This is a genomic window from Flagellimonas sp. 2504JD1-5 (genome assembly GCF_053618295.1).
In genome coordinates this window covers 1623881-1647653 of the sequence record NZ_JBSIOU010000001.1, presented here as the reverse complement: position 1 = coordinate 1647653, position 23773 = coordinate 1623881, and the positions used below count along the sequence as shown (strand labels likewise).

Below are 23773 nucleotides of genomic sequence, written 5' to 3'. Positions count from 1 at the left end.
GAGACAAAATAAGCTCGGAAAATAGCTTAGCACCTTAATTTGGAGGTCTGATTTAGGTACTAGTACCCGTACTTTTTTGCAGCAGTTCCTTTCTGTTGGCAACATTTAACTTACTGTAAATGTTTGTGATGTGGGTCTTTACTGTGCTTAGACTGATAAAAAGCTCAGTGGCAATCTCTTTGTTGCTTTTTCCCTGAAGAATTAGGTTTCGGATGGTTCGCTCTTGTTTGCTTAATCCGGAAACCAAAACCGTATGTCGCTTTCTTCTCATTTTCACTACCGTAATGCCCAAAACAATAGTCAACAAAAACAGTCCTGCATTCAACCATTTACTTTGTGCCAATTTTCGTTCCAAATCTATATTGGTCAAATAAGCCAGTTTTCGTTCCAAAAAGGCGTAGGTAGATGGGTTTAAATCGCTCGATTGCAATTCGGAAAGTAGGTTGAGATAATAAACCTCGTTTTCAGCAATATCCTTTTCCAATAGGTTTTTGCTTTCCAATTGTTTGATTCCAACCAATTTCACCAACAATATTTGCAGAGAATCTTTCACAAACACTTTTCTCGGCACCACCATTTCCTCTTTGGCCAAATATTGGTTCACCAACCTAGATTCAAAGTCTTTTAATTTTTGCCACTCCTGATCGGCTTGGTTGGTTGTGGAGTAATCATCAAAAATTTTCGTTCCTTTTTTAAATTCGATTTTATCTTGTGCGGACAACATAAAAGTTACTTTCTTGGCAACGGTGTCATTCACAATTTGTCTCATACGCTGAACATGCAACTGATATATTTTGTCGCTTTTTGAAAAATGTTTTTTATCAAACTTGAAGAAACCATTGTTTTGAACATCCGCTATTGCAATGGGTTGTGGCTGTGCATTATTTTCGACATCCGACAAATCCACCTGACTAAGATAAATTTCAGGCTTCCAGTTGTCAGAATTATCAAAATTCACAAATCCTGAGACAGTCTGCTGTGCGGTAAGTTGCATACCATTTAAAACCAATACAAGAACCAAAAATAGTTTGTGCATCACTAAATCTTATTGAATAAAATTAAGGATTTGGATCATAGGAACAATCCCATTTTACGTCAAATATCATGTTATCTCGATACTCAAATCGGTATTTTTGCAGTTTAGTACTAAACTGGGTTTATGAAAAGGAACAATTCCAAGCTTGAACTATCCTCGGAAGACATGAAAACATATGGTTATCAGGTAGTTGATGCCATTGTTGAACATTTTGATTCCCAAAGGGACAAATTACCGGTCGCGATGGGGTCGAGAGAAGAAATGGACTCTCTTTTTCTTGAAGAAGCTCCGGAAGACGGCACCTATGCAGACAAGGTGCTTGATTTTGTGCTTGAAAAAGTGATGACCAATAGTACCAACATGTCCCACCCGAAATCTTATTCCTTTGTCCCTGGTCCAAGCAATTATGTGAGTGTTATGGCCGACGCTCTTGCTACCGGATTCAATATTTTCTCAGGTGGATGGGTCGCTTCGCCTGCCGCTGCCGAACTCGAGATCATCACTATACAATGGTTGCTTAAAATATTTGGTTTTCCACAGAAAAAAGGAGGCGGGATTTTTACCAGCGGGGGCTCCATGGCCAATTTGACCGCTTTGACCACTGCTCGACGAATCAAGTGTGGTGACGATTTTTCGAAAGCTGTAATCTACCTTTCAGATCAAGCCCATTCTTCCAATATTAAGGCTATTCGGGTTTTGGGGTTCAAAAAGGAGCAAATTCGCATTATTCCTACCGATATTGAATTCAAGTTTAGCATCAACAAGCTTAAAAACTGTATTGCGAAAGACCGTTTGGAAGGATTACATCCATTTTGTTTAATCGCTACTTCAGGAACAACAAATACGGGCACAGTAGATCAGCTACCCGAATTGGCCAAAATTTGTAAAAAAGAGGATATTTGGTTCCATATTGATGGTGCCTACGGAGCAGCAGCCATTCTATCTCCAAAAGGAAAACAATTGATGAAGGGAATTGAAAAGGCCGATTCATTGACAGTGGATCCCCATAAATGGTTTTTTCAACCTTATGAGATGGGATGTCTTTTGGTACGAAATCATAAACATTTAAGCCATACTTTCACTGAAAAACCTGAGTATTTAAGAGATATAGAAGGAAACACCTCTGAAATCAATTTTTATGACCATGGAATTCAATTGACCCGGAGGTTTAGGGCACTTAAATTTTATATGTCGATTAAAACCTTCGGTCTTCGGGAATTCAGAAATGCGATTGCCTATAATATCGATTTGGCCGAAGCTACAGAGTCCATTTTACGAAAAAGTGGTCAATGGGAAGTGGTTTTTCCAGCTACTTTGGCCGTTATCAATTTCAGGTATAATCCGATTGGAAAAAAACATTCACAAAAGAAATTGGACGAAATCAATCAATACATTTCAGAAAAAGTAGTCTCATCCCGAAAAGCACTTTTGGTCACAACTTTGTTGCACGGGCAGGTCGTTTTGCGAATGTGTCTCATTAACCCAAGAACTACCTTGGATGATGTAAAGGAAACCTTGGTGCTTTGCGAGGGTTTTGCAAAAGAATACGCTTAAACAACAACCCTTATTTTGAGGCTAAGCGTTTACGGTGTTCAAAAATGGTGATGAACATACGTACGCTAATGTTTCGAGCTCGCTGTTTGGCCTTTTCGGCATTCTCTCCGATGAAGTTGGTGTCAATGGTATCAATCCAATGGCGCAACCAAATTCCAAAATGCTCATTGGTTATGGTCTGATTCATTTTTTCATCTACCTCAGCATGTACCACTAGTGGATTGCCCTTATACTTTTGCACGAAAAACAGATTGGTTTCCCAGAAGTTGGTCAACTTTTCCATATGTTCTGGCCAATCTTCAATGATGTCATTAAAAAAGTGACCTATATCGGCATCCTTTCTGACTTTTTGGTAAAACTTGGTCACCAAAAAATTCACATCTTCCCTTGTTTCTATTTGCTTTCTGGACATATTAGAGCAAATTTAAGATTAATACCAAGGTGCTGAGCACAATGCTAATAATAAACAGATTGAAAACCACTTTTGGCTTTTGCTGGGATAACACCGCAGCATTGAACCCCATACAGGCTATGGTTATCAAAAACAATTGGAACATTTGAAGCGGAGCAACCCCGTTTACAAGAATATAAAGAGCGGCTACAGATCCCAAACAACTCTGGGCGATGATAAAAATGGCGGCATAGCCGCTCATGTTTTTTTCAAATTCGAGCAATCCTTTGTGATAGAGTTCCATAATACCTGTCATTTGTCATATTATGAAACAAAATTAGTGGGGTCGAAGTGCTATTATTTATGACTGAAATCATAAAATCTACCTTCTAACGTAAAATCTTGTGCGATTTAAGTTGAACCATATTCTTTTTCTCCAAAGATTTGATAGCTCGTATCACGGTTTCGACGCGTAATCCTGTAAGGTCGGCCATTTGTTGACGTGACAATTCCACCAAATATGATTCTTCGCTGGGTATTTTATGAATATGTGTCTTGAAATAGTCTATCAACTTCAGTAATCGATGTTCTGGACTTTCCGTTGAAATCTCGGCCACCATTGTGGCTTTATAGTGCAGTCGTCCGGCCAACACCTTGGTCAGTTCTAAATGTACATCAGGGTTTTCCTTGAGTAATTTGAAGAAGCTTTCTTTTTCCAATCTCCAGACTGAGCTTTCCTCCACGGCTTCTGCTTGAGCTGGGTATTTTAATTCAGCAAACAACGGAGGTTCTCCAAAACTTGACCCTGATGAGAATATACCCTGTATGAACTCTTTTCCATCTTCATTGAAATTGTTCATTTTGATTTTGCCAGAGTTCACTTGGTAATAATAGCGGGGATAGGTATCAATTGTAAAAAGGATTTCCTTTTTTTCCAGAGGTATCTCGGTAGCTCCGTATTTTTTCAAAACTCCTTCTGGAATCATACTTTTTCTTCAAATTCCACGCAATCCAATCGAATATCGGAATGCTTCAATTGTTTTTCCAGTAGGTTACAGTAATGATTGTCTACCTTCTTTTGATAGAATTTGCAAGCAAAACAGGTACGTTGTACCGTTAATACCCCTATTTGGTTCAATTGATAAATCAATTTGCTCAAAGTCTTGAATAGGTTTTCCTTCTCTTCAGAATCGACTAATTCCAATTGCTCCGCCAAAGGATTGGCAAAATGCTCCGTTTCTGCAACTATTTTTTTTCCCTCCCCAGAAAGAAGAATGGAATAGCTTCGGTTGTCGCTTGAAGAATGGTCTTTGACCACCAGCTCTTTTTTCACCAAAACACGTATGGCATCGCTGATGGTAGGCTTGGTCACGTTAAATTCCTGAGCCAAAAAGCTCACATTGTTGAATTCACTTTTATGGTAGGCCACAAAAATCAAGATTTGAATCTGGATAGGACTTAACCCCAATTGTTTTGCTTTTTCCCACAAAAGCGCCTTGAAAGCTTGCGAAATACGCTCCAACCCGGCAATGATTTTGCTGGAAAGGTCATTTTGCTGCTGTTCTGGGTCAAAAACGCTTCTTTTATCCATAGTGAACAATGCCTGCCGATAATCTCGACAGGCAAAGTTAGTTATCCTAATTAAATTAGGAGCAATTTTCCATTTCAATGATATGATATCCCTCTGCTTCAATGTTTTTTACCACATTGGCAGGAGCTGATTGCATATGGCAAAACCGGCATTCATTAGTGGATAATATTCCTGTCTGAAAAGGTTTGGACTTCAAATATTCCGTTCCATATCCAAAAATGATACCGGTATCGGTTAAAAACGACGGCACCAAAATGTCAAAATGCATCACTTTTCCATCTTCCCTTGGCACATAGGTATCCCAAACTGAAACTTCCATTATTTTACAGTATAAGGTAAGGACAAGTCGCCGCTTGCAACACTAAAAACTTCATATACACCCAACATGGGTAAATCTTCGACACTGGTATTGACCTTCATAAAAGCTGCCACACCATCATAATTGAAATCGGTTTTGTTGTTCATCCGGTAATGGGGCACAACAACTTTTATGCTATTGCTTTTAGTTGTTACCGGATAACCGGGAGAATCCATATACATGGGCATACCAGGGTTGGTCGGTGGTAACACAACGGTTTCATCGGCTTTCTTGAATTGTTTTACTGAAAGTCCACCAGCTACGCGCTTGTCTTCGGTAAGCACAACCCAGTGAGGGTGCCATATTATGCCGTCATTATCAAAAACTGAATCATTGTTCTCATCCCATAAAGGGGTGTCATCAAAATCGGGATGGGACGTTAGGGCCAATGCCACTATACCTTCTGTAGCACTAAAACCAACATCCGTCGGTTGTAAGCTTGTTGGAAAAACATAGCCCAAAACGGGTGCTCCATCCAATTGTCCAGCCGGAACTGGAACGGTATTTCCAGCTTGACCACTGACGCCAATTTCCCAAATCATAATTCCCAAATCAGCCTTGTTAGTGACTTGAACCGATTTAATTTGAAAGTCATTGTTGTTATATTGACTTTTCTGAGCACAGGAAGTTAATAGACCACCACTGAGTAGTAAGCCCAGCACAAATAAATTTCTTTTTTTCATTTTATTATTTTATTAGGATTCCTAACTTTATAGGTTAAAAAAATATTAACCTTTTAAATCTTCGATTGATGCGCCGTAATTAATGTGTAGCACATTGCCATTTGGAGTCACCAAAGCTGGAACTGATTTAATACCAAGGCGCTCTGCTTCTCCAACTTTTTCCTTGTTTTCGCCAACGTGGACAATTGATACGTTCTCCGAACCGATAAGATTCACCAAATCTTGTTCGGCGCTTACACATACAGGACAACCTGCATGATAAAAAACTGATTTACTCATTTCTTCTATTTTTTAAGGGTTTTGCAATATTGCTTTGCAAATATAGTAAGGATTCCTAATTAAATAAAATATTTATGAGATCAAGTTCATTTTGCACTTTGGGGTCGGTGCAATTGATTAAAATGGAAATCACTAATTGTTCATCAGTATACACAAAGAAATTGGAATATGCTCCAACACTATTGCCCACGTGCCCTACAAAGCTTTTACCCATTGCATCTTGACTAACCTGAAAACCCAAACCATAATAGGTCGAATTCCCATTGATGTTTTGAGTGGTAAGTACCTCTCTGAGAATTTTGGGATTTACCGTCTTCGGATTTAATATTTCGCTTCCTAGTTTGGCTATATCGCTACTTGTGGATAAGTAACCTCCTCCCGCCATTTTATAGTGATTGTTGACAGAGACTGCCTTTCTAAAACCGGTTGCAGTTTTGGTGTAGAATTCAGCCAGACCATCGATTCTATTTGTCACTTCCTCATTTAAATGGGGTGAAAACGTATTCTGCAACCCCAAAGGATTCAAAATCTTTTCCTTGACGTAGTCTTCAAATGGGGTTCCAGCAGCCTCTTGCATGGCTAAGGAAAGTAGCACAAAGTCAAAGCTGTTATACAAATAACTTTTCCCTGATTCAAAAACCAAGGCATCATTTTTAAAAACATCAATGCTGTCTTTTATGGAGAAAGAACGATTTAAAGCAAATTCTTTGCCTCGGTATGCACGGATTCCCGCTGTATGTCCTGCCAATTGCCGAAGTGTAAAATCATATTCTTTTTTCGGATAGTAGGGTACATATTCATAGAACGAAGTATCTAAATCTACCAACCCCTCTTCTACCATCTTGGCCAGGGTTAGTCCAGTAATGCATTTTGAGATGCTTGCGATTCGAAAAATGGTGTTTTGAGGAGTTACAGGAACTCTTTTTTCAAGATTGGCATAACCATAGCCTTTCTCAAGAATTACTTCTCCGGCTTTTAAGATAGTGACCGCCATTCCAGGAACTTTTGCTTGAGCAGCCATGTTTTGAAGCATTGCATCAGCTTTTTGTATTCCTCCTAATCCTTCCAAAGATTTGACCCGATGGGAAACAAAAAGGTTCTTGAAATATGTAAAGAGAGAATTCAAATTCTTGGATTACCTTTTCGAATTTAACAAGAAATCCTAGCTTGACCTCATTGAGTGTCAATCTCTAAAAATTAGGCGGCCGTTAAAAAGTTCTTCTACTTCAATTTCCAGTGGGCGGTTGACACTTATGACATCTCCAGTTCCACGTATCACACCAGAAATTCTTTGTTGGGGATTTACGATTACGTCATTTGACCCACGGTGGTTAATGCTTACATTCTGGGAAATCAAATTTTCTGCTTCAATTCGAGAATCTCCAGCTGCCACCAAAACATTAAAATTTGTAGTAGCACCTTGAAGTTTAAAGTAAGCAAGTCCATTTGTGGTTATACCAATATTCTGTGTATTCACATTGATATCAAAAGATCCATCAGTGGTTTCCAATTCAGGATTACTAAAACTTTCAGAAATCAAGTTAAGGTTTGGGTAATTCAAAATTCCATCACTCGAAATCAGCAATCCTGTGCTGCTACGAATCTCTGTAATATTGGGTGAAGTCACATAAACCGTAGTCAATCCATAATCACGAATGAAGTTACAACCGTTTTCATTTCTTAATATAAGTCGATTGTCATCTACTTGAGCGGTAACTTCATTTTGTAAAAATTCCCCAGTTTCAATTTCCACTTGCTGTTCGGTTCCTTGTTTTATGACCAGATTGATATTCTCGAAAACGGTAATGGTCGTGAAACTTGGAACTTCAACCGTCCTTCTGACTAAATCTCCAGCATTTTGGAAGCAATCAGGAGTGTTTTCACCATTGCAGGCAAAGAAAATGAGAAACAAAGTCAAATAAAAAGACCTCTTGACCACGCTCGAGGTGACATTTTTCACGTTTTTATGTTTTCTCAATACTCTCATCTCAATTCTAAAGTCTAACACCTATTCCAAATTCAACAGTTTCGGCTTTGGCTCCATGGGACTTTAAGGTTATTGCTCCAAAAATTTTATCTCCAAAATAGCGCTTCAACCCTATCCTATTATACACCTTGCCTTCAAAATCAAAGGGATAATACACGTAATACCCCAATTGTGTCTCTACACTCATTTTGTTGATGAACAATTCATGCCCCACAAACACTCCCACTCGCTTAAAATCGGTATCTGATGCTACGTTTAACTCGGGAAATGCAATGGATTGAAACCGAATTAATTCCTTTAAAAAATTGGAAAAGAACACATCGGTTCCGAATTGAATGGCACTTTTTCTTCCCAATCGTTTATCTGCGTAGGCCGAAAGTATCCAAAACCCATATCGTCCTGAATTGATTACATCACTTTCGTTTACCCCAGTTCTCAATGCCAGGTTATAGCGAATAGGTTCGGTAATTCTTTCCTTGGATTCTGTTTCAATAAATTCATAGGCACTTCCTCCATCTAAATCATAGGTCAAGCCAACATTCAATGCCATGGTATTTGTAGAGGTATTGGGCGCCTTAAAATTAGCGTTGGAGTAGTGAATCAACGAAAGTCCGGCCTTAAATCCCAGTCCTGAGAACAAATTTTCCTTGTGATAGTTTACCATTACCAGAGTTGACGCTAGCAGATGTGATCCAAAGGCATTGTTCCTGAAATTGTTGTTCTTATCATATGGATTTGTGTTATACGCCACTCCTTGACCCACTCGAAACTGCAGATTCCGCTTAAAAAAATAGAAATTGTAATGAGCGTATAGCCCAAAATTTTCTCCCAAAGTGGAATTGTTCATGTTTTGATAAACGAACGAAAATCCGGTATCTGGATATCCATACAGCGACTCCCATTCTTCATTTCCGAATCTTTTACGGTTAAATCCAAGGATTAAGCCTCCTGGGTGATTGGTGATCAGATGGGAAATATCCGTATTGTGTAAGAGTACGGAGCCGTAAAACTGGCTGGCATCCAATACATACTTTTTAGGGATTTCCTTTTGTTGGGAAAATCCATGAAAGCTGCTTAATAAAACAAAGAAATAAAGTAGGCGCTTCATGAGGCGCAAAAATAGACATATTTGGTTGAAGGGTGAAAGATGTTGAATGTTGGGTGTTTGTTGAAAATATCAATTTGAGGAAATTTGTAACATTCGTATCAAACTATAAATGCCTTAGAAAATTTCTTTGGAAATTGCCTTGATATTATCCGATTTTCCCATGGAATAATAATGCAATACGGGTACACCAGCTTCTTTAAGCTCTTTAGATTGTTGAATACACCACTCTACTCCAACTTGCCTTACTTCCTTATTGGTTTTACAAGACTCAACAGCATCAATCAAGTCTTCTGGAATATCAACCCGGAACACTTGAGGCAACAATTGTAAATGCCTTTTAACCGCGATTGGTTTGATTCCTGGGATGATGGGCACGTTGATTCCCATTTTTCGAGCTTCATCTACAAATTCAAAGAATTTTTTATTGTCGAAGAACATTTGGGTCACAACATAATCGGCTCCCAAATCCACCTTGTGCTTCAACCTTTTTAAATCGGATTTTAAAGAAGGGGCTTCCATGTGTTTCTCCGGGTATCCGGCCACACCTACGCAGAAATCGGCACAGTTATCAGTTTCAATAACTTCATGAAGATAGTTGCCTTTGTTCAAATCACTAATTTGCTGTACCAAATCTGAAGCGAATTTATGTCCTCCGCTTGTAGCCGAAAAGTATTTTTCTTCTTTCATGGCATCACCACGAAGCGCCATCACATTGTCAATTCCTAAATAGTGACAATCAACTAAAAGATACTCAGTTTCCTCTTTTGTAAATCCTCCGCACAACACATGGGGAACGGTATCCACATTATACTTATGGGTAATGGAAGCACAAATACCCAGGGTTCCTGGGCGCATTCTGGTCAGTTTTTTGTCCAAAAGCCCATCTCGGTCAATGTACACATACTCTTCACGGGAGGTTGTGACATCAATAAATGGAGGTTTAAATTCCATCAATGGATCTATGTTGTCATAGAGTTCCTGTATACTTTTTCCTTTTACAGGTGGGATAATTTCAAAACTGAAGAGTGTTTCCCCTTTTGCTTTTTGTATGTGGTCGGTTACTTTCATTATTATTCATCTACAATATTGGGAGCTAGCCATTTTTGGGCTTTCTCCAGTTCAATTCCTTTTCTGTTGGCAAAATCTGCTACCTGATCTTGCTTAATTTTTCCCAATCCAAAATATTTGGCCTGTGGGTGTCCAAAATAATATCCGCTTACACTGGCAGCAGGCCACATGGCCAAACCATCCGTTAGTTTTACACCTATTTTTTCCTCAACACCCAATAATTCCCATATCGTGAGCTTTTCCAAATGGTCTGGACAAGCGGGATAGCCCGGTGCGGGCCTTATACCTTGATATTTTTCATCAATCAACTCATTGTTGGACAAACTTTCCTTATTTGAATACCCCCAATGTTCTGTTCGGACTTCTTTATGAAGGTACTCTGCAAAAGCCTCCGCCAAGCGGTCTGCCAAGGCCTTCACCATTATGGAGGAATAATCATCTAATTTCTCTTCATATTTCTTGGCCAGCTCTTGGGTTCCAAATCCCGTGGTCACACAGAAACAGCCCATAAAGTCTTGAATTCCCGAAGATTCTGGGGCTATAAAATCAGCCAAGGCTATGTTTGGGACCCCTGCTCTTTTTTTCAATTGTTGACGAAGGGTACGGAAAACAAATTTCTTATCATTACCGTTCTCGACCGCGCTCGAACTGACTTCATCTGTCATTTCGGCTCCGCTCAACGACCCTTTATTATCATCTTTGGACCCTGAGCGAAGTCGAAGGGCAATATCATCTTCATTGATTGAATTGGCAGGAAAAAGTCCAAAAACAGCTTTTGCTCCTAGCAATTTTTCATCCAATATTTTCTTCAGCATCTTTTGGGCGTCCTCAAAAAGTTCGGTAGCCTGTTTCCCGACCACATCATCCTTTAGGATGTCTGGATATTTTCCGTGTAGATCCCAACTTCTAAAAAATGGGGTCCAGTCGATGAAATCCAACAACTTTTTTAAATCAAAATCTTCCCAAACTTGAATTCCAAGTGCTTTGGGTTTTGTTATATCTGAAGGATTCCATTCAATTTGAAACTTATTATTTCGAGCTTCCTCAAGAGTCAGATATTCTTTTTGTTTGGTACGATTCAAGAATTTATCCCGAAAACTCTCATAATCTAGCTTGATGGATTTTTTATAGTCATTAGAGGTTTGTTTTTGCAATAAATCGCCAACAACAGTCACAGCACGAGATGCATCATTTACGTGCACCACAGCTTGGCTGTATTGCGGGTCAATTTTCACTGCCGTATGGGCTTTGCTGGTTGTTGCTCCACCAATTAAAAGCGGAACGGTAAATTGTTGGCGCTCCATTTCTTTGGCCAAAAAGACCATTTCATCCAACGATGGAGTAATCAGACCACTCAAACCAATAATGTCAACTTGCTCCTCTTTCGCTTTATTTATGATTTTTTCGGGTGGCACCATTACACCCATATCCACAATTTCATAATTGTTACAAGCCAAAACCACACTTACAATGTTTTTCCCAATATCATGGACATCTCCTTTTACAGTTGCCATCAATATTTTACCAGCGGCGGATGTTGTTGCATCTTTAGATGCTTCTATAAATGGAGTTAGATGAGCAACGGCTTTTTTCATCACTCGAGCTGATTTGACCACCTGGGGAAGGAACATTTTTCCGCTACCAAACAAATCACCCACTACGTTCATTCCGGTCATTAAATTGCCTTCGATCACTTCCAATGGTCTGGAAGCCGCCAATCTTGCCTCTTCAACATCCTCAACAATATATTGGTCAATTCCCTTGACTAGAGCTCGTGTTATTCTATCTTGTAAAGGCTCTTCTCGCCAAGACAAGTCGACCTTACTTTCCTTGGCTTTGCCCACCACGGTCTCGGCAAAATCCAATAACCTTTCAGTAGCGTCATCCCTTCTGTTGAGAATCACATCTTCTACATGTTCTAAAAGATCCTTGGGAATATCATCATAAATCTCCAGCAAAGCAGGGTTCACAATTCCCATGTTCATCCCTGCTTTTATTGCATGGTACAAAAACACGGAATGCATGGCCTCCCTTACCGGATTATTCCCCCTGAAAGAAAAGGAAACATTGCTGACACCACCGCTTACACTACAATGGGGTAGATTCTCCCGCACCCATTTGGTTCCCTGGATAAAATCCAAGGCGTTCAGTTTGTGCTCATCCATGCCAGTAGCCACTGGAAAAATATTGAGGTCGAAAATGATATCTTCCGGGGCAAATTTGACCTCATCCACCAAAATTCTGTAGGAGCGTTCGGCAATTTCAATCCGTCTCTCATACGTATCCGCTTGACCAACCTCATCAAAAGCCATTACGATAACCGCAGCGCCGTAACGTTTTATCAACTTAGCTTGATGGATAAATTGCTCTTTACCCTCTTTTAGGCTGATGGAGTTGACCACACATTTTCCCTGAACTACTTGCAGCCCAGCTTCAATGATTTCCCATTTTGAGCTATCGATCATAATAGGAACTCGGGCAATGTCTGGTTCAGCAACAATAAGATTCAGGAAGCGTACCATGGCCTCTTTTCCATCGATAAGGCCATCATCCATATTGATGTCTATGATTTGCGCCCCTCCTTCTACTTGATGTCGGGCAACATCCAAAGCTTCATCAAATTTCTCCTCTTTGATCAGGCGAAGAAACTTTTTGGACCCAGCCACATTCGTTCGTTCCCCAACATTGATGAAATTACTGTCTGGGGTAATCACCAAAGGCTCAAGGCCGGATAGCTTTAAATGTCTTGGTTTCTGGTTGCTCATATGGAAACGGCTAGTTTTCTTGGTTGATATTGTATTACCAAATCTGCTATGGCCTTTATATGTTCTGGGGTAGTTCCACAGCATCCACCAACAATGTTGACCAAACCTTTTTCTACATATTCCTTGATTTGGGAAGCCATTTCCTCCGGAGATTCGTCATATTCACCAAAAGCATTTGGTAACCCTGCATTTGGATGGGCAGAAACGCCGTAATCCGTTTTGGCCGACACTACTTCCAAATGCGGAACTAATTGTTTTGCACCCAAAGCGCAATTGAACCCTACGGAAAGAATGGGTATATGGGAAATGGAAATCAAAAATGCTTCCGCCGTTTGACCAGAAAGGGTCCGACCGGAAGCATCTGTAATGGTTCCACTAACCATTACAGGAACTTCAATATTTCTTTCTTCCTTTACCTCTTCAATAGCAAACAAAGCTGCTTTTGCGTTAAGGGTATCAAAAATGGTTTCTACCAAAAGGATGTCGGAACCTCCATCCAAAAGTGCTTCTACCTGCAATTTATATGCTTCTCTTAGTTCATCAAAAGAGACAGCTCTATATCCAGGGTCGTTTACATCAGGAGACATGCTGGCTGTTTTATTAGTTGGACCAATACTTCCAGCTACAAAACGAGGTTTATGGGGCTCTTTAGAGGTAAAATCGTCAGCAACTTCTTTAGCTATTCGAGCAGATTCATAATTGAGTTCATAAACTAACTCTTCCATATGGTAATCCGCCATAGCAATTGTTGTTCCTGAAAAAGTATTGGTTTCAACAATATCAGCTCCTGCTGCAAAGTACTTTCTGTGGACTTCAGCAATAGCTTCCGGCTGGGTCAAGGACAGTAAATCATTGTTTCCCTTTAAAGGATGTTCCCAATCTTTAAAGCGTTCGCCTCTAAAATCCTCTTCTTCGAACTTATAGCGTTGCAGCATGGTTCCCATGGCTCCATCCAATACCAAAATACGCTCTTGTAAAATTTCTTCTATATTCTTCATAACACAATTCCCCTAAATAAAGGGTTATATCTGGTATCAAGAAAAATGTAGGAATACGAAGGAAAATCTTCCTGTGTTATCCTTCCCAAACCGAGTTTGCGATGTGGGTAGAATTTAGCACCTTCTTTATAAGTTAAAGGGTTGCTAAGGCTTCGCAGGGTCCAATCCCTCCACCTTTCTTGATAACAATTTCAATCTTTAAATGAACTGGGGACAAAATAACCACACTTTATACTCAAAAGCAACTTAAATCCCCCTTTTTTTGATTCCCGTTTTTGTGGGAATGACAATTTTCGGAACTCCGATGCTTTGCATCGGGAGAATTCTTTTTAATTAAAACCTTCCAAAGTGGAACAGTGGAAGGTTTGACTAACTCAAATAACCTAAAAAAACTTTTAGACTATACTTTGCACCACTTCTTTTTTGGCTTCCTTTTTAGAACCGTCAAATCCGGTTACACCGCCAACCGTGGTATATTTCATAACAAATCGTTTATCAGGATTTATAATCTGGTAGGCATATTGACACATAACGGCCGCCTCATGGAATCCTGATAGAATGAGTTTTAATTTTCCTTCATAAGTATTTACATCCCCGATGGCAAAAACACCAGGTATATTGGTTTGATAATCTTTGGCATTGTTGACCTTGATGGCATTTTTCTCAATTTCTAAGCCCCAACTGCCAATAGGCCCTAATTTTGGTGAAAGTCCAAAAAGTGGGATAAAATTGTCCGTTTCCACATAGGTCTCTCCTTTTGCCTCATCATTATATTTAATGACAACTGCCTTTAACCCATCCTCACCATGCAATTCTTTTACCTCCGCTTCAGTATACAATTGAATTTTACCGAGTTTAGCCAATTCTGAAGCTTTTTCAACAGAATCCAAAGCACCCCTAAATTCATTTCTCCTATGTACAAGGGCCACCTCTGAAGCAACATCAGCTAAAAATATGGCCCAATCTAGAGCCGAATCTCCACCTCCGGCAATAACAACTTTTTTGTCTCGATATACTTCTGGGTCTTTAATGATGTAAGCTACGCCCTTATCTTCGAAATCACCTATATTGGAAATCAGTGGTTTTCTCGGTTCAAAAGAACCCAATCCACCTGCTATGACCACAACTGGAGCATGGTGTTTAGTCCCCTTATTTGTGGTGACGATAAAGGAACCGTCTTCTTGTTTTTCCAAAGTATCAGCTCTTTCACCTAAGGTGAATCCAGGTTCGAAAGGTTTGATTTGTTCCATTAACCTATCCACCAAATCACCGGCCAAAATCTCAGGATAGGCAGGAATATCATAAATGGGTTTCTTTGGATAGATTTCTGAACATTGGCCGCCAGGTTGTGGAAGCGCATCAATCAAATGCGTTTTCAGCTTTAACAATCCTGCTTCAAAAACCGTGAACAATCCGGTTGGTCCCGCTCCAATTATTAGTATATCTGTCTTGATCATAATCTTAGTTTAAGGGTCTCGACTGCTCCTTCGACAGCACTTCGACAAGCTCAGTGTGACAATGGTGACAGTTTAACCTGACATTTTAAATCTTTTCCGTTATCGCTTCTTCTTTTGTATAATTCTTTTGAATCTCTGCTATTTTTTGTCGATGGTTTACGACTTCGCCAATTACAATGATGGCCGGATTTGACAATTGCCGCACTTTAGCTTGATTTACAATTGTGGAAACAGTGCCAATTCCTATTTTTTCATCTGCTGTTGTTCCATTTTGAATAATGGCCACAGGAAGATTGGATTTTCCTTCTTTTTTAAAGAGTTCGGTAATCTCCACCAATTTTGACATTCCCATCAAAATCAGAACGGTTGCGTTGGATTTTGCCGCCAAAGCCACATCAGCAGATAATTTATGTTCTTTGGTTGTGCCCGTAATCACCCAAAAACTCTCCGTTGCACCTCTTTTGGTCACTGGAATATTCTGGGATGCCGGAACGGCTACTGAAGATGAAATTCCTGGAACAACCTCGACATCCAAACCATGTGATGCAGCATATTCCATTTCTTCGGCTCCTCTTCCAAAAACAAAAGGGTCGCCACCTTTTAACCGAACTACATGTTTGTTCAAACTTGCACGTTGCACAATCAACTCATTGATTTGGTCTTGTTGATAGGCATAGCATCCTTTCCGTTTACCCACAAAAATATGTTCGGCATTTGGCGCGTACTCCAATAGTTCAGAGTCAACAAGAGCATCGTACAACACAACATCTGCGCGTTGCAATGCCTTGATTCCCTTTAAGGTGATCAAATCCACATCCCCGGGGCCAGCCCCTACAACTGTCAATTTTCCGCTATACATGTGCCAGTTCCAATTTTCTATAGGCCTCCAATGTTTCCAAAACTTGTTTTGCATCTTCCAGATAGGAGTTTGCAAACTCTTTAGTTGGCTTATTTTTATTTAGCTGAAGTGCTATGTCTTCAAAACTGATCGCTAGATCAATTTTTCCGGTTTCAACATACAATCTGTCAAAATCCTTGATGATAGCAGCATGCGTATTTACCTTAACTTTTTCAGATGTTAAAAGCGCCTTGGCTGAGTTTACAATCGATTGATAGGAATAATAAATACTCGCTGCCCATTTTTCCTCAGTCAATGCTTCTTCTGCTTTTTCAATCTTCTCTTGACTTTCGAAAAACAAGGTTGCCACCAAATCCACAATCACACCGGCACATTCACCAATTCCAATCTCCTTTTTGTATTTTTCTTCAGTACCCCAATCAATAAAGTCTTCTTGGGTAAGATTTTCAATATTGGAAAGTGGCTTTAGGAACTCGTAGAAGTATTGTTCTCCTTTTTCCCAATAGTAATCCGCAAAGGAAGCCCCATTCCCATTTGCATTAAAATCATCCAGAATCAATCTGAGGGCTTGGGGGCCTCGCTTACTTGGGATTTTTACCACTTTATCAGCAAATCTGGCTTTTCCGTTTCCAAAATTTCCACCACCCAACAACACCTGAAGTGCCGGAGCCACTAATTTATCCTTGGTGCGGATTGACATTCCTTGGAACCCAATGTTTGCCATATTATGTTGTCCGCAAGCATTCATACATCCACTTATTTTGATAACCACATCGGGGTTGCTGATATATTGCGGATATTCAGCTTTTATAACACGTTCCAATTCCTCTGCAATTCCTGTACTGCTTGAAATACCCAAATTACAGGTATCAGTACCAGGACATGCCGTGATATCCAATGCTTTGTTGTAGCCTGCCTCGGCCAATCCTAATTTTTTTAGTTCCGAATAGAAAAAAGGAACTAATTCTTCTTTTACGTACGGAATCAGAATATTTTGGCGAAGCGATAAACGAATCTCGCCTGCAGCATATTCTTGAACCAATTTTGCCAATTTCCTTGCTTTATCGGTATAAAAATCCCCTAACAAGACCTTGATTCCGATAGCAACGTAGCCTTTTTGTTTTTGAGGTACCAGGTTGGTAGATTTCCATTGTTGGAACTCCTCATTTTCTTCAAGCTGAATAGAAGGAACTGCAACATTGGCAACCACAGGTTTTGGATAGCTTTCAAAATCTATGGGATAGGTTTGGATCGGAATGGCCAATTGCTCTTCCTCCAACAAAACTCTGAAACCTTCTAGGCCAATATCTTTCAACAAAAATTTCATACGGGCCTTGGCTCGACTTTTACGTTCTCCGTATCTGTCAAAAACACGGATTACACCCTCCATTAATGGGACAATTTTATCGGTAGGTAAGAAGCTGTACAATTCATCGGCATGACGGGGCTGCGAGCCCAATCCACCCGCTAACATAACTTTAAAACCTCTTTCTCCATTTTTGATTTTGGCGATGAAACCGAGATCGTGCATATAGGAAAGTCCCGTGTCAGCATCGCTGGACGAGAAGGAAACCTTAAATTTTCTTCCCATTTCCTGCCCGATCGGATTCCGAAGAAAATACTGAAAAACAGCATGGGCGTACGGTGAAACATCAAAAGGTTCATCAACGTCGATTCCCGCAGTTTCACTGGCCGTTACATTACGAACCGTATTTCCGCAAGCTTCACGGAGGGTAACATCATCTCGTTCCAATTCGGCCCAAAGCTCCGGGGTCCGGTCAAGATCCACATAGTGGATTTGAATATCCTGACGGGTGGTGATATGCAATCTTCCCCTAGAATATTCATCGGAAACATCGCAAATGCGCAACAACTGTTTTGAGGTTACCCTGCCATAAGGCAACTTGATACGCACCATCTGAACTCCCTGCTGACGCTGACCATAAACGCCACGAGCCAAACGCAGACTCCTGAATTTTTCTTCGTCCAATTCACCACCTTTAAACTGGCGAATCTTTCTTTCCAATTCAATGATGTCCTTTTCAACAATTGGACTTTCTATTTCTGTTCTAAAGCTTCTCATTATTCTATTTTTCCTATCTGGTTAATAGATTTAATTCACGACTATATTATCACCTTTACATTTTGGTATGGTTTCTCCTTAATTTATGAAACCAACACCTGCAGTGGTATTTGTTCTACTGTCAACAATTATAAAGGAACCGTTTGTACGATGGTCTTTGAACCGATCGTAAAAAATAGGTTTGTTCAGTTTCAATCTCACCTTGGCAATATCATTCATCTGTAAGGTTGAAACGTTTTCTTCAATCCCTGAATAATCAGGATGAATCTTGTACTCAATGACATCAATTTTTGCCAATACTTTATTTACTCCATGCTGTACCACATATTTGCCGCCTGTGGTCAAGTTATCAGCATCCATCCAAGAAATTGTGGCGGTAATTTGCTTGTCGATTGTGGGCAAATCACCCGCCTTGACCAACATATCCCCCCTACTTACATTGACCTCATCTTCCAAGGTAATGGTCACAGATGACCTTCTTGTTGCGGTTTGGTATTCTTTATCGTAAAAATAAATGTTCTTGATCTTGCTTCTGGTCATTGATGGTAGTACCACAACTTCATCGCCAACACTAAGTTCACCACCATATACTTTTCCAGCAAATCCACGAAAATCATGGAATTCTTCAGTTTTCGGTCGAACCACATATTGGACAGGGAACCTTGGAGTTCCCACATTGGACACTGCGGCCAAATCTAAACTTTCCAGGTGTTCCAGTATGGTCTCGCCATTGTACCACGGTGTATTTTTGGATTTCTCTACAACATTATCTCCCTTCAATGCGCTAATGGGGATAAAAGTGATTTTTTGATCTGCGTAATCCCGCTTGCTCATCAATTGCTCAAAGTCAGCTTTAATGGCATTGTATTTTTCCTCAGAAAAATCTACCAAATCCATTTTGTTGACAGCTACAATCACCTCTTTAACGCGAAGTAGATTGTTGATGAAAAAGTGACGGTTTGTTTGTTCAATCACGCCCTTTCTAGCGTCAATTAATATAATTGCGGCTTGAGAAGTAGACGCTCCTGTAACCATGTTTCTGGTATATTCCACATGACCTGGCGTGTCGGCTATGATATAACTTTTCTTTGCAGTTGAAAAATATATGTGAGCAACGTCAATGGTAATTCCCTGTTCTCTTTCAGCCACCAAACCATCAGTAGCTAAGGAAAAATCGAGGTAGTCGTACCCTTTTTGTTTACTGGTCCTTTCAATGGCCTCCAATTTATCGTCGGTCAACGATTTGGTGTCGTACAACAGTCGTCCAATCAAGGTACTTTTACCATCATCTACACTTCCTGCTGTTGCTATTTTTAGTACTTCCAATGTTTTTTGTTTTATTCTTATTGGATTCCCGCCTACGCGGGAATGACAAATTGATTTAGAAATATCCTTGTTGTTTACGTTTTTCCATTGCGGCTTCGGAACGTTTGTCATCAATTCGTGCTCCCCGTTCCGAAATTTTAGATTCCCTTATCTCGGCCACCACCTTTTCAATAGAATCTGCATAAGATTCAACAGCAGCGGTACAAGACATATCACCTACGGTACGAAAACGAACCATTCGTTCTTCAACCACCTCATCGTCCGCTCTAAATACTACTCCATCTTCTGCCGACCAAATCAATCCATCTCTCAAAAAGATGTTTCTTTTATGTGCAAAATAGATGGAAGGAATCTCAATATTTTCCTTTTCAATGTAGCTCCAAACGTCCAGCTCCGTCCAGTTACTGATAGGGAAAACACGGACATTTTGTCCCATTTCAATTTCACCGTTCAACATATCAAACAACTCGGGGCGCTGGTTCTTTTCATCCCATTGACCAAAATCATCACGAACTGAAAAAATACGCTCTTTGGCACGTGCTTTTTCTTCGTCCCTACGCGCCCCACCTATACATGCATCAAACTTGAATTCTTCAATGGCATCAAGCAAAGTAGTGGTCTGCAGCATATTTCTGCTGGCATATTTTCCAGTTTCCTCAACCACTTTACCTTGATCTATGGAATCTTGGACATTTCTCACAATGAGTTCAACTCCTAATTCTTCGACCAATTTATCCCGAAACTCAATGGTTTCAGGGAAATTATGTCCCGTATCGATATGCATTAGGGGGAATGGAATTTTTGCAGGCCAAAAGGCTTTTTGTGCCAATCTCACCAATGTTATGGAATCCTTTCCTCCTGAAAACAATAAAACGGGTTTTTCAAACTGGGCCGCAACCTCACGCATGATATAAATGGCCTCATGCTCCAACGCATTGGCCTTTGGTCTTTTTTCCAAGTCCAATAGTTCTGGTTTTTGTATTTCTTCTAAAAGTGTGCTCAAATCTTTATCTATTAGACCTCTCGACTGTTCTCTCAACAACACTTCGACAGGCTCAGTGTGACATTATTTATGTGTGTAATCCACATTCCCGGTTTTCCAAAACCTTGGTGGGGTCAAAATATTTATGTTCGTTAGGTAAACTACGTTCGTTTAAATAGGCATCCAATTGGGTATCGCTCCAGTAATAGAATGGGCTTACTTTAAGTACTCCATCCTTACCCAAACTCAATACGTCCAATGAATCTCTATGTGCGGTTTGCCCTTTACGTAAATTGGTAAACCAAACGTCTGGCTTATGCTCTTCCATAGCCCTTTTAAATGGTTCCAATTTTACTTGCTCCGTAAAAGTGGCGTGCAAGGGGTCATCAATTTGTGGAATTCCCATTACGGCATCTCGATGTGCAGCCGTTTGTTTGGGCACGAACAATTTGATGTTCAATCCAAGCCTGGAAATCAATTCTTCGGCATGCTTGTATGTATTGGGAGTATTGTAACCCGTATCGCACCAAATCACAGGAATGTCTTTGTTCACATCGGTAACGGCATGAAGTATTGCTACTTCGTACGGGCGAAAGTTTGTGGTCACCACAGGGGATTTCCCATTGGCTATGGCCCAAGAAATTATCTCTTGGGGGTCAATTCCCTTAAAATGCTTGTTCAGTTTCGCTATGCTTTCTTGTGAAAATGCCATGATATCTATTTTTTACCTGCCCCAGCCTATCTTGTTCCAGATTCTTTCATGGAAGAAGTAAAGAATCATCTTGGTAACAAAATCTATAGAGGCTATAGACGCTGCCAAGACCACTTCTTCAACAAAAAAATAGGAGATTATCAATGTGTCCAAAGTTCCGATAACTCTCCAGCTAACGGCTTTGGCAATACTACGAATGGGTCTTTCAGAATTCTTATCCTTTTCAAAGGATGTCTTGGTTTCTTTGGAATTCAGTATTAATTGGTCTGCTATCATAATATTATCCTATCGATTTACTAGGAAATACAAACATAGACGTTTTATTTTAATCGAATCGTTAAAAACCACATAAAATTACTATTACCCTATCGTTTTTATAGATTTTAAAGGTTGAAGGGAAGAATTTTATGGATTTATTGATCTTGAAGGGAAAATACTATTGAATTTTAATTAGGAAATCAAATCGGCCAATGTATTGTTACGATAGACTTCCAAAGCGCTATCTCGTATTTGAAGCATCAATTTGTTTACGGAACATTTGTTTTCATCGGGGCAATCGTCACACTTTTCGTAGAAATTGAGACTTACGCATGGGACCATTGCAATTGGACCTTCCAACACCCGCATTACAGCAGTCATTAAAATATCTTCAGGTTCCTTAATCAGATAATAGCCGCCACCCTTTCCTTTTTTTGATCCCAAAAATCCATTTCGTCTTAAGGTAAGTAAAATGCTTTCCAAAAACTTTTGGGAGATGTTCTCGTGTTTGGCGATTTCGGCAATTTGAACAGGTTCACGTGTTTCCAGCGAAGCTAGATAAGTCAGTGCTTTTAAACCGTATTTTGTCTTCTTGGAGAGCATCTCACGAAGATAGCGAAATTTAACAATTGACTGTTCTAATTTGGGTGAAAGTCAAGAATAGTCAGCTCAATGCCTGTTCAACATCGGCTATGATATCATCAATATGTTCCAAGCCAACAGAAATCCGAACCATACCATCTGAGATTCCCACCGATTTTCGTTCTTCAACGGTCAGTTTACCGTGTGTTGTTGATGCTGGGTGGGTGACAATGCTACGAGAATCTCCAAGATTCGCTGATAGTGATAACATTTTCACCGAGTCAAAGAATTTTCTTCCTGCTTCGAGGCCTCCCTTTACTTCAAAAGCCACCACACAACCTCCTGCTTTCATCTGTTTTTTTGCAATCTCATATTTAGGGTGCGATTTCAAAAAAGGATATTTCACCCATTGAATCTTGGGATGACTTTCCAAATAAGTTGCCATTTGCAATGCATTTGCACAATGTCTATCAACCCTTAATGCCAAAGTTTCTAAACTTTTGGACAATACCCAGGCATTAAATGGGGAAAGTGAAGGTCCCGTAATTCTGGAAAATCGATAGATTTTATCCACAAGATCCTCATTTCCAACTGTAATTCCAGCCAACACCCGTCCTTGTCCATCCATTAGCTTTGTTCCAGAATGAATTACCAAATCGGCACCAAACTTAATGGGCTGTTGCAAATATGGGGAAGCAAAGCAATTATCTATGATAAAGATTAGATTATGCTTTTTGGCTATATTCCCCAACACTTCCAAATCCAAAACATCCACGCCTGGATTTGTCGGGGATTCTGCATAAATGATTTTAGTTTTATCGGTAATCAAATCTTCGACCACATCCAAATCATTGATGTTGAAATAGCTGGTAGTGATATCCCATTTTGGGAAAAACTGAGTGAACAGTGTATGGGTTGACCCAAAAATACTTCTGCACGAAACAATATGATCTCCACTTTCCAATAGCGCAGCAAAAGTTCCATAGACCGCAGCCATTCCTGATGCAAAGGCGAAACCACTTTCGGCTCCTTCCATTTTACAGACTTTATCTATGAATTCGGACGAGTTTGGATTAGAATATCTAGAATAGATATTTCTATCCTTTTCTTCTGCAAATGAAGCTCTCATATCCTCGGCATCTTCAAAAACAAAGCTTGAGGTCAGGTACATGGGACTCGAATGTTCCAAGAATTGGGTACGCTCTATTTGTGTGCGGATTGCTTCTGTTTCAAAATTTCGTTGCTTGTTCTCTTTCATAAAAAACACCCCTAAAGTCCCCTCAAGGGGACAATTATTATTCTATATTTTTTTGTTCGGTGGCTGAGCGTAGTCGAAGCCACATTATTCTTTCTCTTTAAAATATCTAAAGTGCGTTTCGTTCTTGCATTCGGCTAAACTAGGGAGAGTTTCAAACTCTCCATTTATAAGTGCTTCTTTTTTAGCTCTAGTCCAACCCTGAATTTGTTTCTCTCTATAAAATGCTGAATCAATCCTCAAGTATTCTTCCAAATAAACCAGCTTCACAGGCAATCTTTTTTTAGTATGATTTGCCCCTCTTCCATCACGATGCTCATTCAATCGTTTATCCAATTCCACCGCACTCCCCATATAATAGCTTCCATCTGAGCATTCCAATATATAGACATATCCTTTCATGCATACTTCATTGTGGCTTCGACTACGCTCAGCCACCAA

The 23773-nt window shown here is 39.9% G+C and carries 25 protein-coding genes and 1 riboswitch; of the genes, 1 reads left to right on the top strand and 24 read right to left on the bottom strand.

Going from position 1 to position 23773, the window contains the following annotated elements:
- Nucleotides 1–52: 52 nt before the first annotated feature.
- Nucleotides 53–1036 (bottom strand): response regulator transcription factor, encoded by a 984-nt coding sequence (locus tag ACULLG_RS07305; protein WP_452126113.1) that lies wholly within the window; start codon nt 1034–1036, stop codon nt 53–55.
- A gap of 123 nt (nt 1037–1159) precedes the next feature.
- Here ACULLG_RS07305 and ACULLG_RS07300 point away from each other — a divergent pair, with 123 nt between their 5' ends.
- Nucleotides 1160–2590, top strand: coding sequence for a pyridoxal phosphate-dependent decarboxylase family protein (locus tag ACULLG_RS07300; RefSeq protein ID WP_452126112.1), 1431 nt, complete (start codon nt 1160–1162; stop codon nt 2588–2590).
- A gap of 10 nt (nt 2591–2600) precedes the next feature.
- On the opposite strand, the gene ACULLG_RS07295 is transcribed toward ACULLG_RS07300, so the two are convergent.
- From ACULLG_RS07295 to ACULLG_RS07185, 23 genes are all read right to left on the bottom strand, one after another.
- Nucleotides 2601–3002 carry a group III truncated hemoglobin gene (locus ACULLG_RS07295; protein ID WP_452126111.1) on the bottom strand — a complete coding sequence of 134 codons (402 nt, stop codon included), beginning with the start codon at nt 3000–3002 and terminating at the stop codon, nt 2601–2603.
- Between the two features lies 1 nt (nt 3003).
- Nucleotides 3004–3285: a hypothetical protein gene (locus ACULLG_RS07290; RefSeq protein WP_452126110.1), complete on the bottom strand. Its 282-nt coding sequence runs from the start codon at nt 3283–3285 to the stop codon at nt 3004–3006.
- Nucleotides 3286–3370: 85 nt separating this feature from the next.
- A complete protein-coding gene (locus ACULLG_RS07285) occupies nt 3371–3967 on the bottom strand; it encodes a Crp/Fnr family transcriptional regulator (RefSeq protein WP_452126109.1) in 597 nt (198 codons plus the stop codon).
- Nucleotides 3964–4572: a MarR family winged helix-turn-helix transcriptional regulator gene (locus ACULLG_RS07280; RefSeq protein WP_452126108.1), complete on the bottom strand. Its 609-nt coding sequence runs from the start codon at nt 4570–4572 to the stop codon at nt 3964–3966. Before ACULLG_RS07280 ends, ACULLG_RS07285 begins: the two co-directional genes overlap by 4 nt.
- A 55-nt stretch (nt 4573–4627) precedes the next feature.
- The gene (locus tag ACULLG_RS07275) at nt 4628–4891 is read right to left on the bottom strand and encodes a DUF2024 family protein (protein ID WP_452126107.1); all 264 of its coding nucleotides are present in this window, start codon (nt 4889–4891) and stop codon (nt 4628–4630) included.
- A complete protein-coding gene (locus ACULLG_RS07270) occupies nt 4891–5613 on the bottom strand; it encodes a hypothetical protein (protein ID WP_452126106.1) in 723 nt (240 codons plus the stop codon). The genes ACULLG_RS07275 and ACULLG_RS07270 overlap by 1 nt, the downstream gene beginning before the upstream one ends.
- Before the next feature lie 45 nt (nt 5614–5658).
- The gene (locus tag ACULLG_RS07265) at nt 5659–5892 is read right to left on the bottom strand and encodes a thioredoxin family protein (RefSeq protein WP_452126105.1); all 234 of its coding nucleotides are present in this window, start codon (nt 5890–5892) and stop codon (nt 5659–5661) included.
- A 55-nt stretch (nt 5893–5947) separates the two neighbouring features.
- Nucleotides 5948–7018, bottom strand: coding sequence for a serine hydrolase domain-containing protein (locus tag ACULLG_RS07260; protein ID WP_452126104.1), 1071 nt, complete (start codon nt 7016–7018; stop codon nt 5948–5950).
- Nucleotides 7019–7075: 57 nt separating this feature from the next.
- Nucleotides 7076–7852, bottom strand: coding sequence for a head GIN domain-containing protein (locus ACULLG_RS07255; RefSeq protein WP_452126103.1), 777 nt, complete (start codon nt 7850–7852; stop codon nt 7076–7078).
- A gap of 34 nt (nt 7853–7886) precedes the next feature.
- Complete coding sequence (locus tag ACULLG_RS07250) at nt 7887–8987, bottom strand: acyloxyacyl hydrolase (RefSeq protein WP_452126102.1); 1101 nt, start codon at nt 8985–8987, stop codon at nt 7887–7889.
- Nucleotides 8988–9101: 114 nt separating this feature from the next.
- Nucleotides 9102–10055 (bottom strand): methylenetetrahydrofolate reductase [NAD(P)H], encoded by a 954-nt coding sequence (gene metF / locus ACULLG_RS07245; protein WP_452126101.1) that lies wholly within the window; start codon nt 10053–10055, stop codon nt 9102–9104.
- Between the two features lie 2 nt (nt 10056–10057).
- Complete coding sequence (metH, locus tag ACULLG_RS07240; protein ID WP_452126100.1) at nt 10058–12820, bottom strand: methionine synthase; 2763 nt, start codon at nt 12818–12820, stop codon at nt 10058–10060.
- On the bottom strand, nt 12817–13818 hold the full coding sequence (locus ACULLG_RS07235) for a homocysteine S-methyltransferase family protein (RefSeq protein ID WP_452126099.1): 1002 nt from the start codon (nt 13816–13818) through the stop codon (nt 12817–12819). Before ACULLG_RS07235 ends, metH begins: the two co-directional genes overlap by 4 nt.
- 73 nt (nt 13819–13891) lie before the next feature.
- A riboswitch (SAM riboswitch) is annotated at nt 13892–14007 on the bottom strand.
- Nucleotides 14008–14213: 206 nt separating this feature from the next.
- Nucleotides 14214–15275, bottom strand: coding sequence for an NAD(P)/FAD-dependent oxidoreductase (locus ACULLG_RS07230; RefSeq protein WP_452126098.1), 1062 nt, complete (start codon nt 15273–15275; stop codon nt 14214–14216).
- Between the two features lie 85 nt (nt 15276–15360).
- On the bottom strand, nt 15361–16134 hold the full coding sequence (gene cobA, locus ACULLG_RS07225) for a uroporphyrinogen-III C-methyltransferase (protein ID WP_452126097.1): 774 nt from the start codon (nt 16132–16134) through the stop codon (nt 15361–15363).
- Complete coding sequence (locus tag ACULLG_RS07220; RefSeq protein WP_452126096.1) at nt 16127–18217, bottom strand: HEPN domain-containing protein; 2091 nt, start codon at nt 18215–18217, stop codon at nt 16127–16129. The genes cobA and ACULLG_RS07220 overlap by 8 nt, the downstream gene beginning before the upstream one ends.
- 78 nt (nt 18218–18295) lie before the next feature.
- Nucleotides 18296–19543, bottom strand: coding sequence for a sulfate adenylyltransferase subunit 1 (locus ACULLG_RS07215; protein WP_452126095.1), 1248 nt, complete (start codon nt 19541–19543; stop codon nt 18296–18298).
- A gap of 55 nt (nt 19544–19598) precedes the next feature.
- Complete coding sequence (cysD, locus tag ACULLG_RS07210) at nt 19599–20501, bottom strand: sulfate adenylyltransferase subunit CysD (RefSeq protein WP_452126541.1); 903 nt, start codon at nt 20499–20501, stop codon at nt 19599–19601.
- Nucleotides 20502–20613: 112 nt separating this feature from the next.
- Nucleotides 20614–21237: a phosphoadenosine phosphosulfate reductase domain-containing protein gene (locus ACULLG_RS07205; RefSeq protein ID WP_452126094.1), complete on the bottom strand. Its 624-nt coding sequence runs from the start codon at nt 21235–21237 to the stop codon at nt 20614–20616.
- A gap of 12 nt (nt 21238–21249) precedes the next feature.
- The gene (locus ACULLG_RS07200) at nt 21250–21513 is read right to left on the bottom strand and encodes a DUF2061 domain-containing protein (RefSeq protein ID WP_452126093.1); all 264 of its coding nucleotides are present in this window, start codon (nt 21511–21513) and stop codon (nt 21250–21252) included.
- A 174-nt stretch (nt 21514–21687) separates the two neighbouring features.
- Nucleotides 21688–22098 carry an RrF2 family transcriptional regulator gene (locus tag ACULLG_RS07195; protein WP_452126092.1) on the bottom strand — a complete coding sequence of 137 codons (411 nt, stop codon included), beginning with the start codon at nt 22096–22098 and terminating at the stop codon, nt 21688–21690.
- Between the two features lie 61 nt (nt 22099–22159).
- Nucleotides 22160–23335, bottom strand: a complete 1176-nt coding sequence (locus ACULLG_RS07190) for a trans-sulfuration enzyme family protein (RefSeq protein WP_452126091.1) — start codon at nt 23333–23335, stop codon at nt 22160–22162.
- An 84-nt stretch (nt 23336–23419) separates the two neighbouring features.
- The gene (locus ACULLG_RS07185; RefSeq protein ID WP_452126090.1) at nt 23420–23734 is read right to left on the bottom strand and encodes a GIY-YIG nuclease family protein; all 315 of its coding nucleotides are present in this window, start codon (nt 23732–23734) and stop codon (nt 23420–23422) included.
- Nucleotides 23735–23773 lie beyond the last annotated feature (39 nt).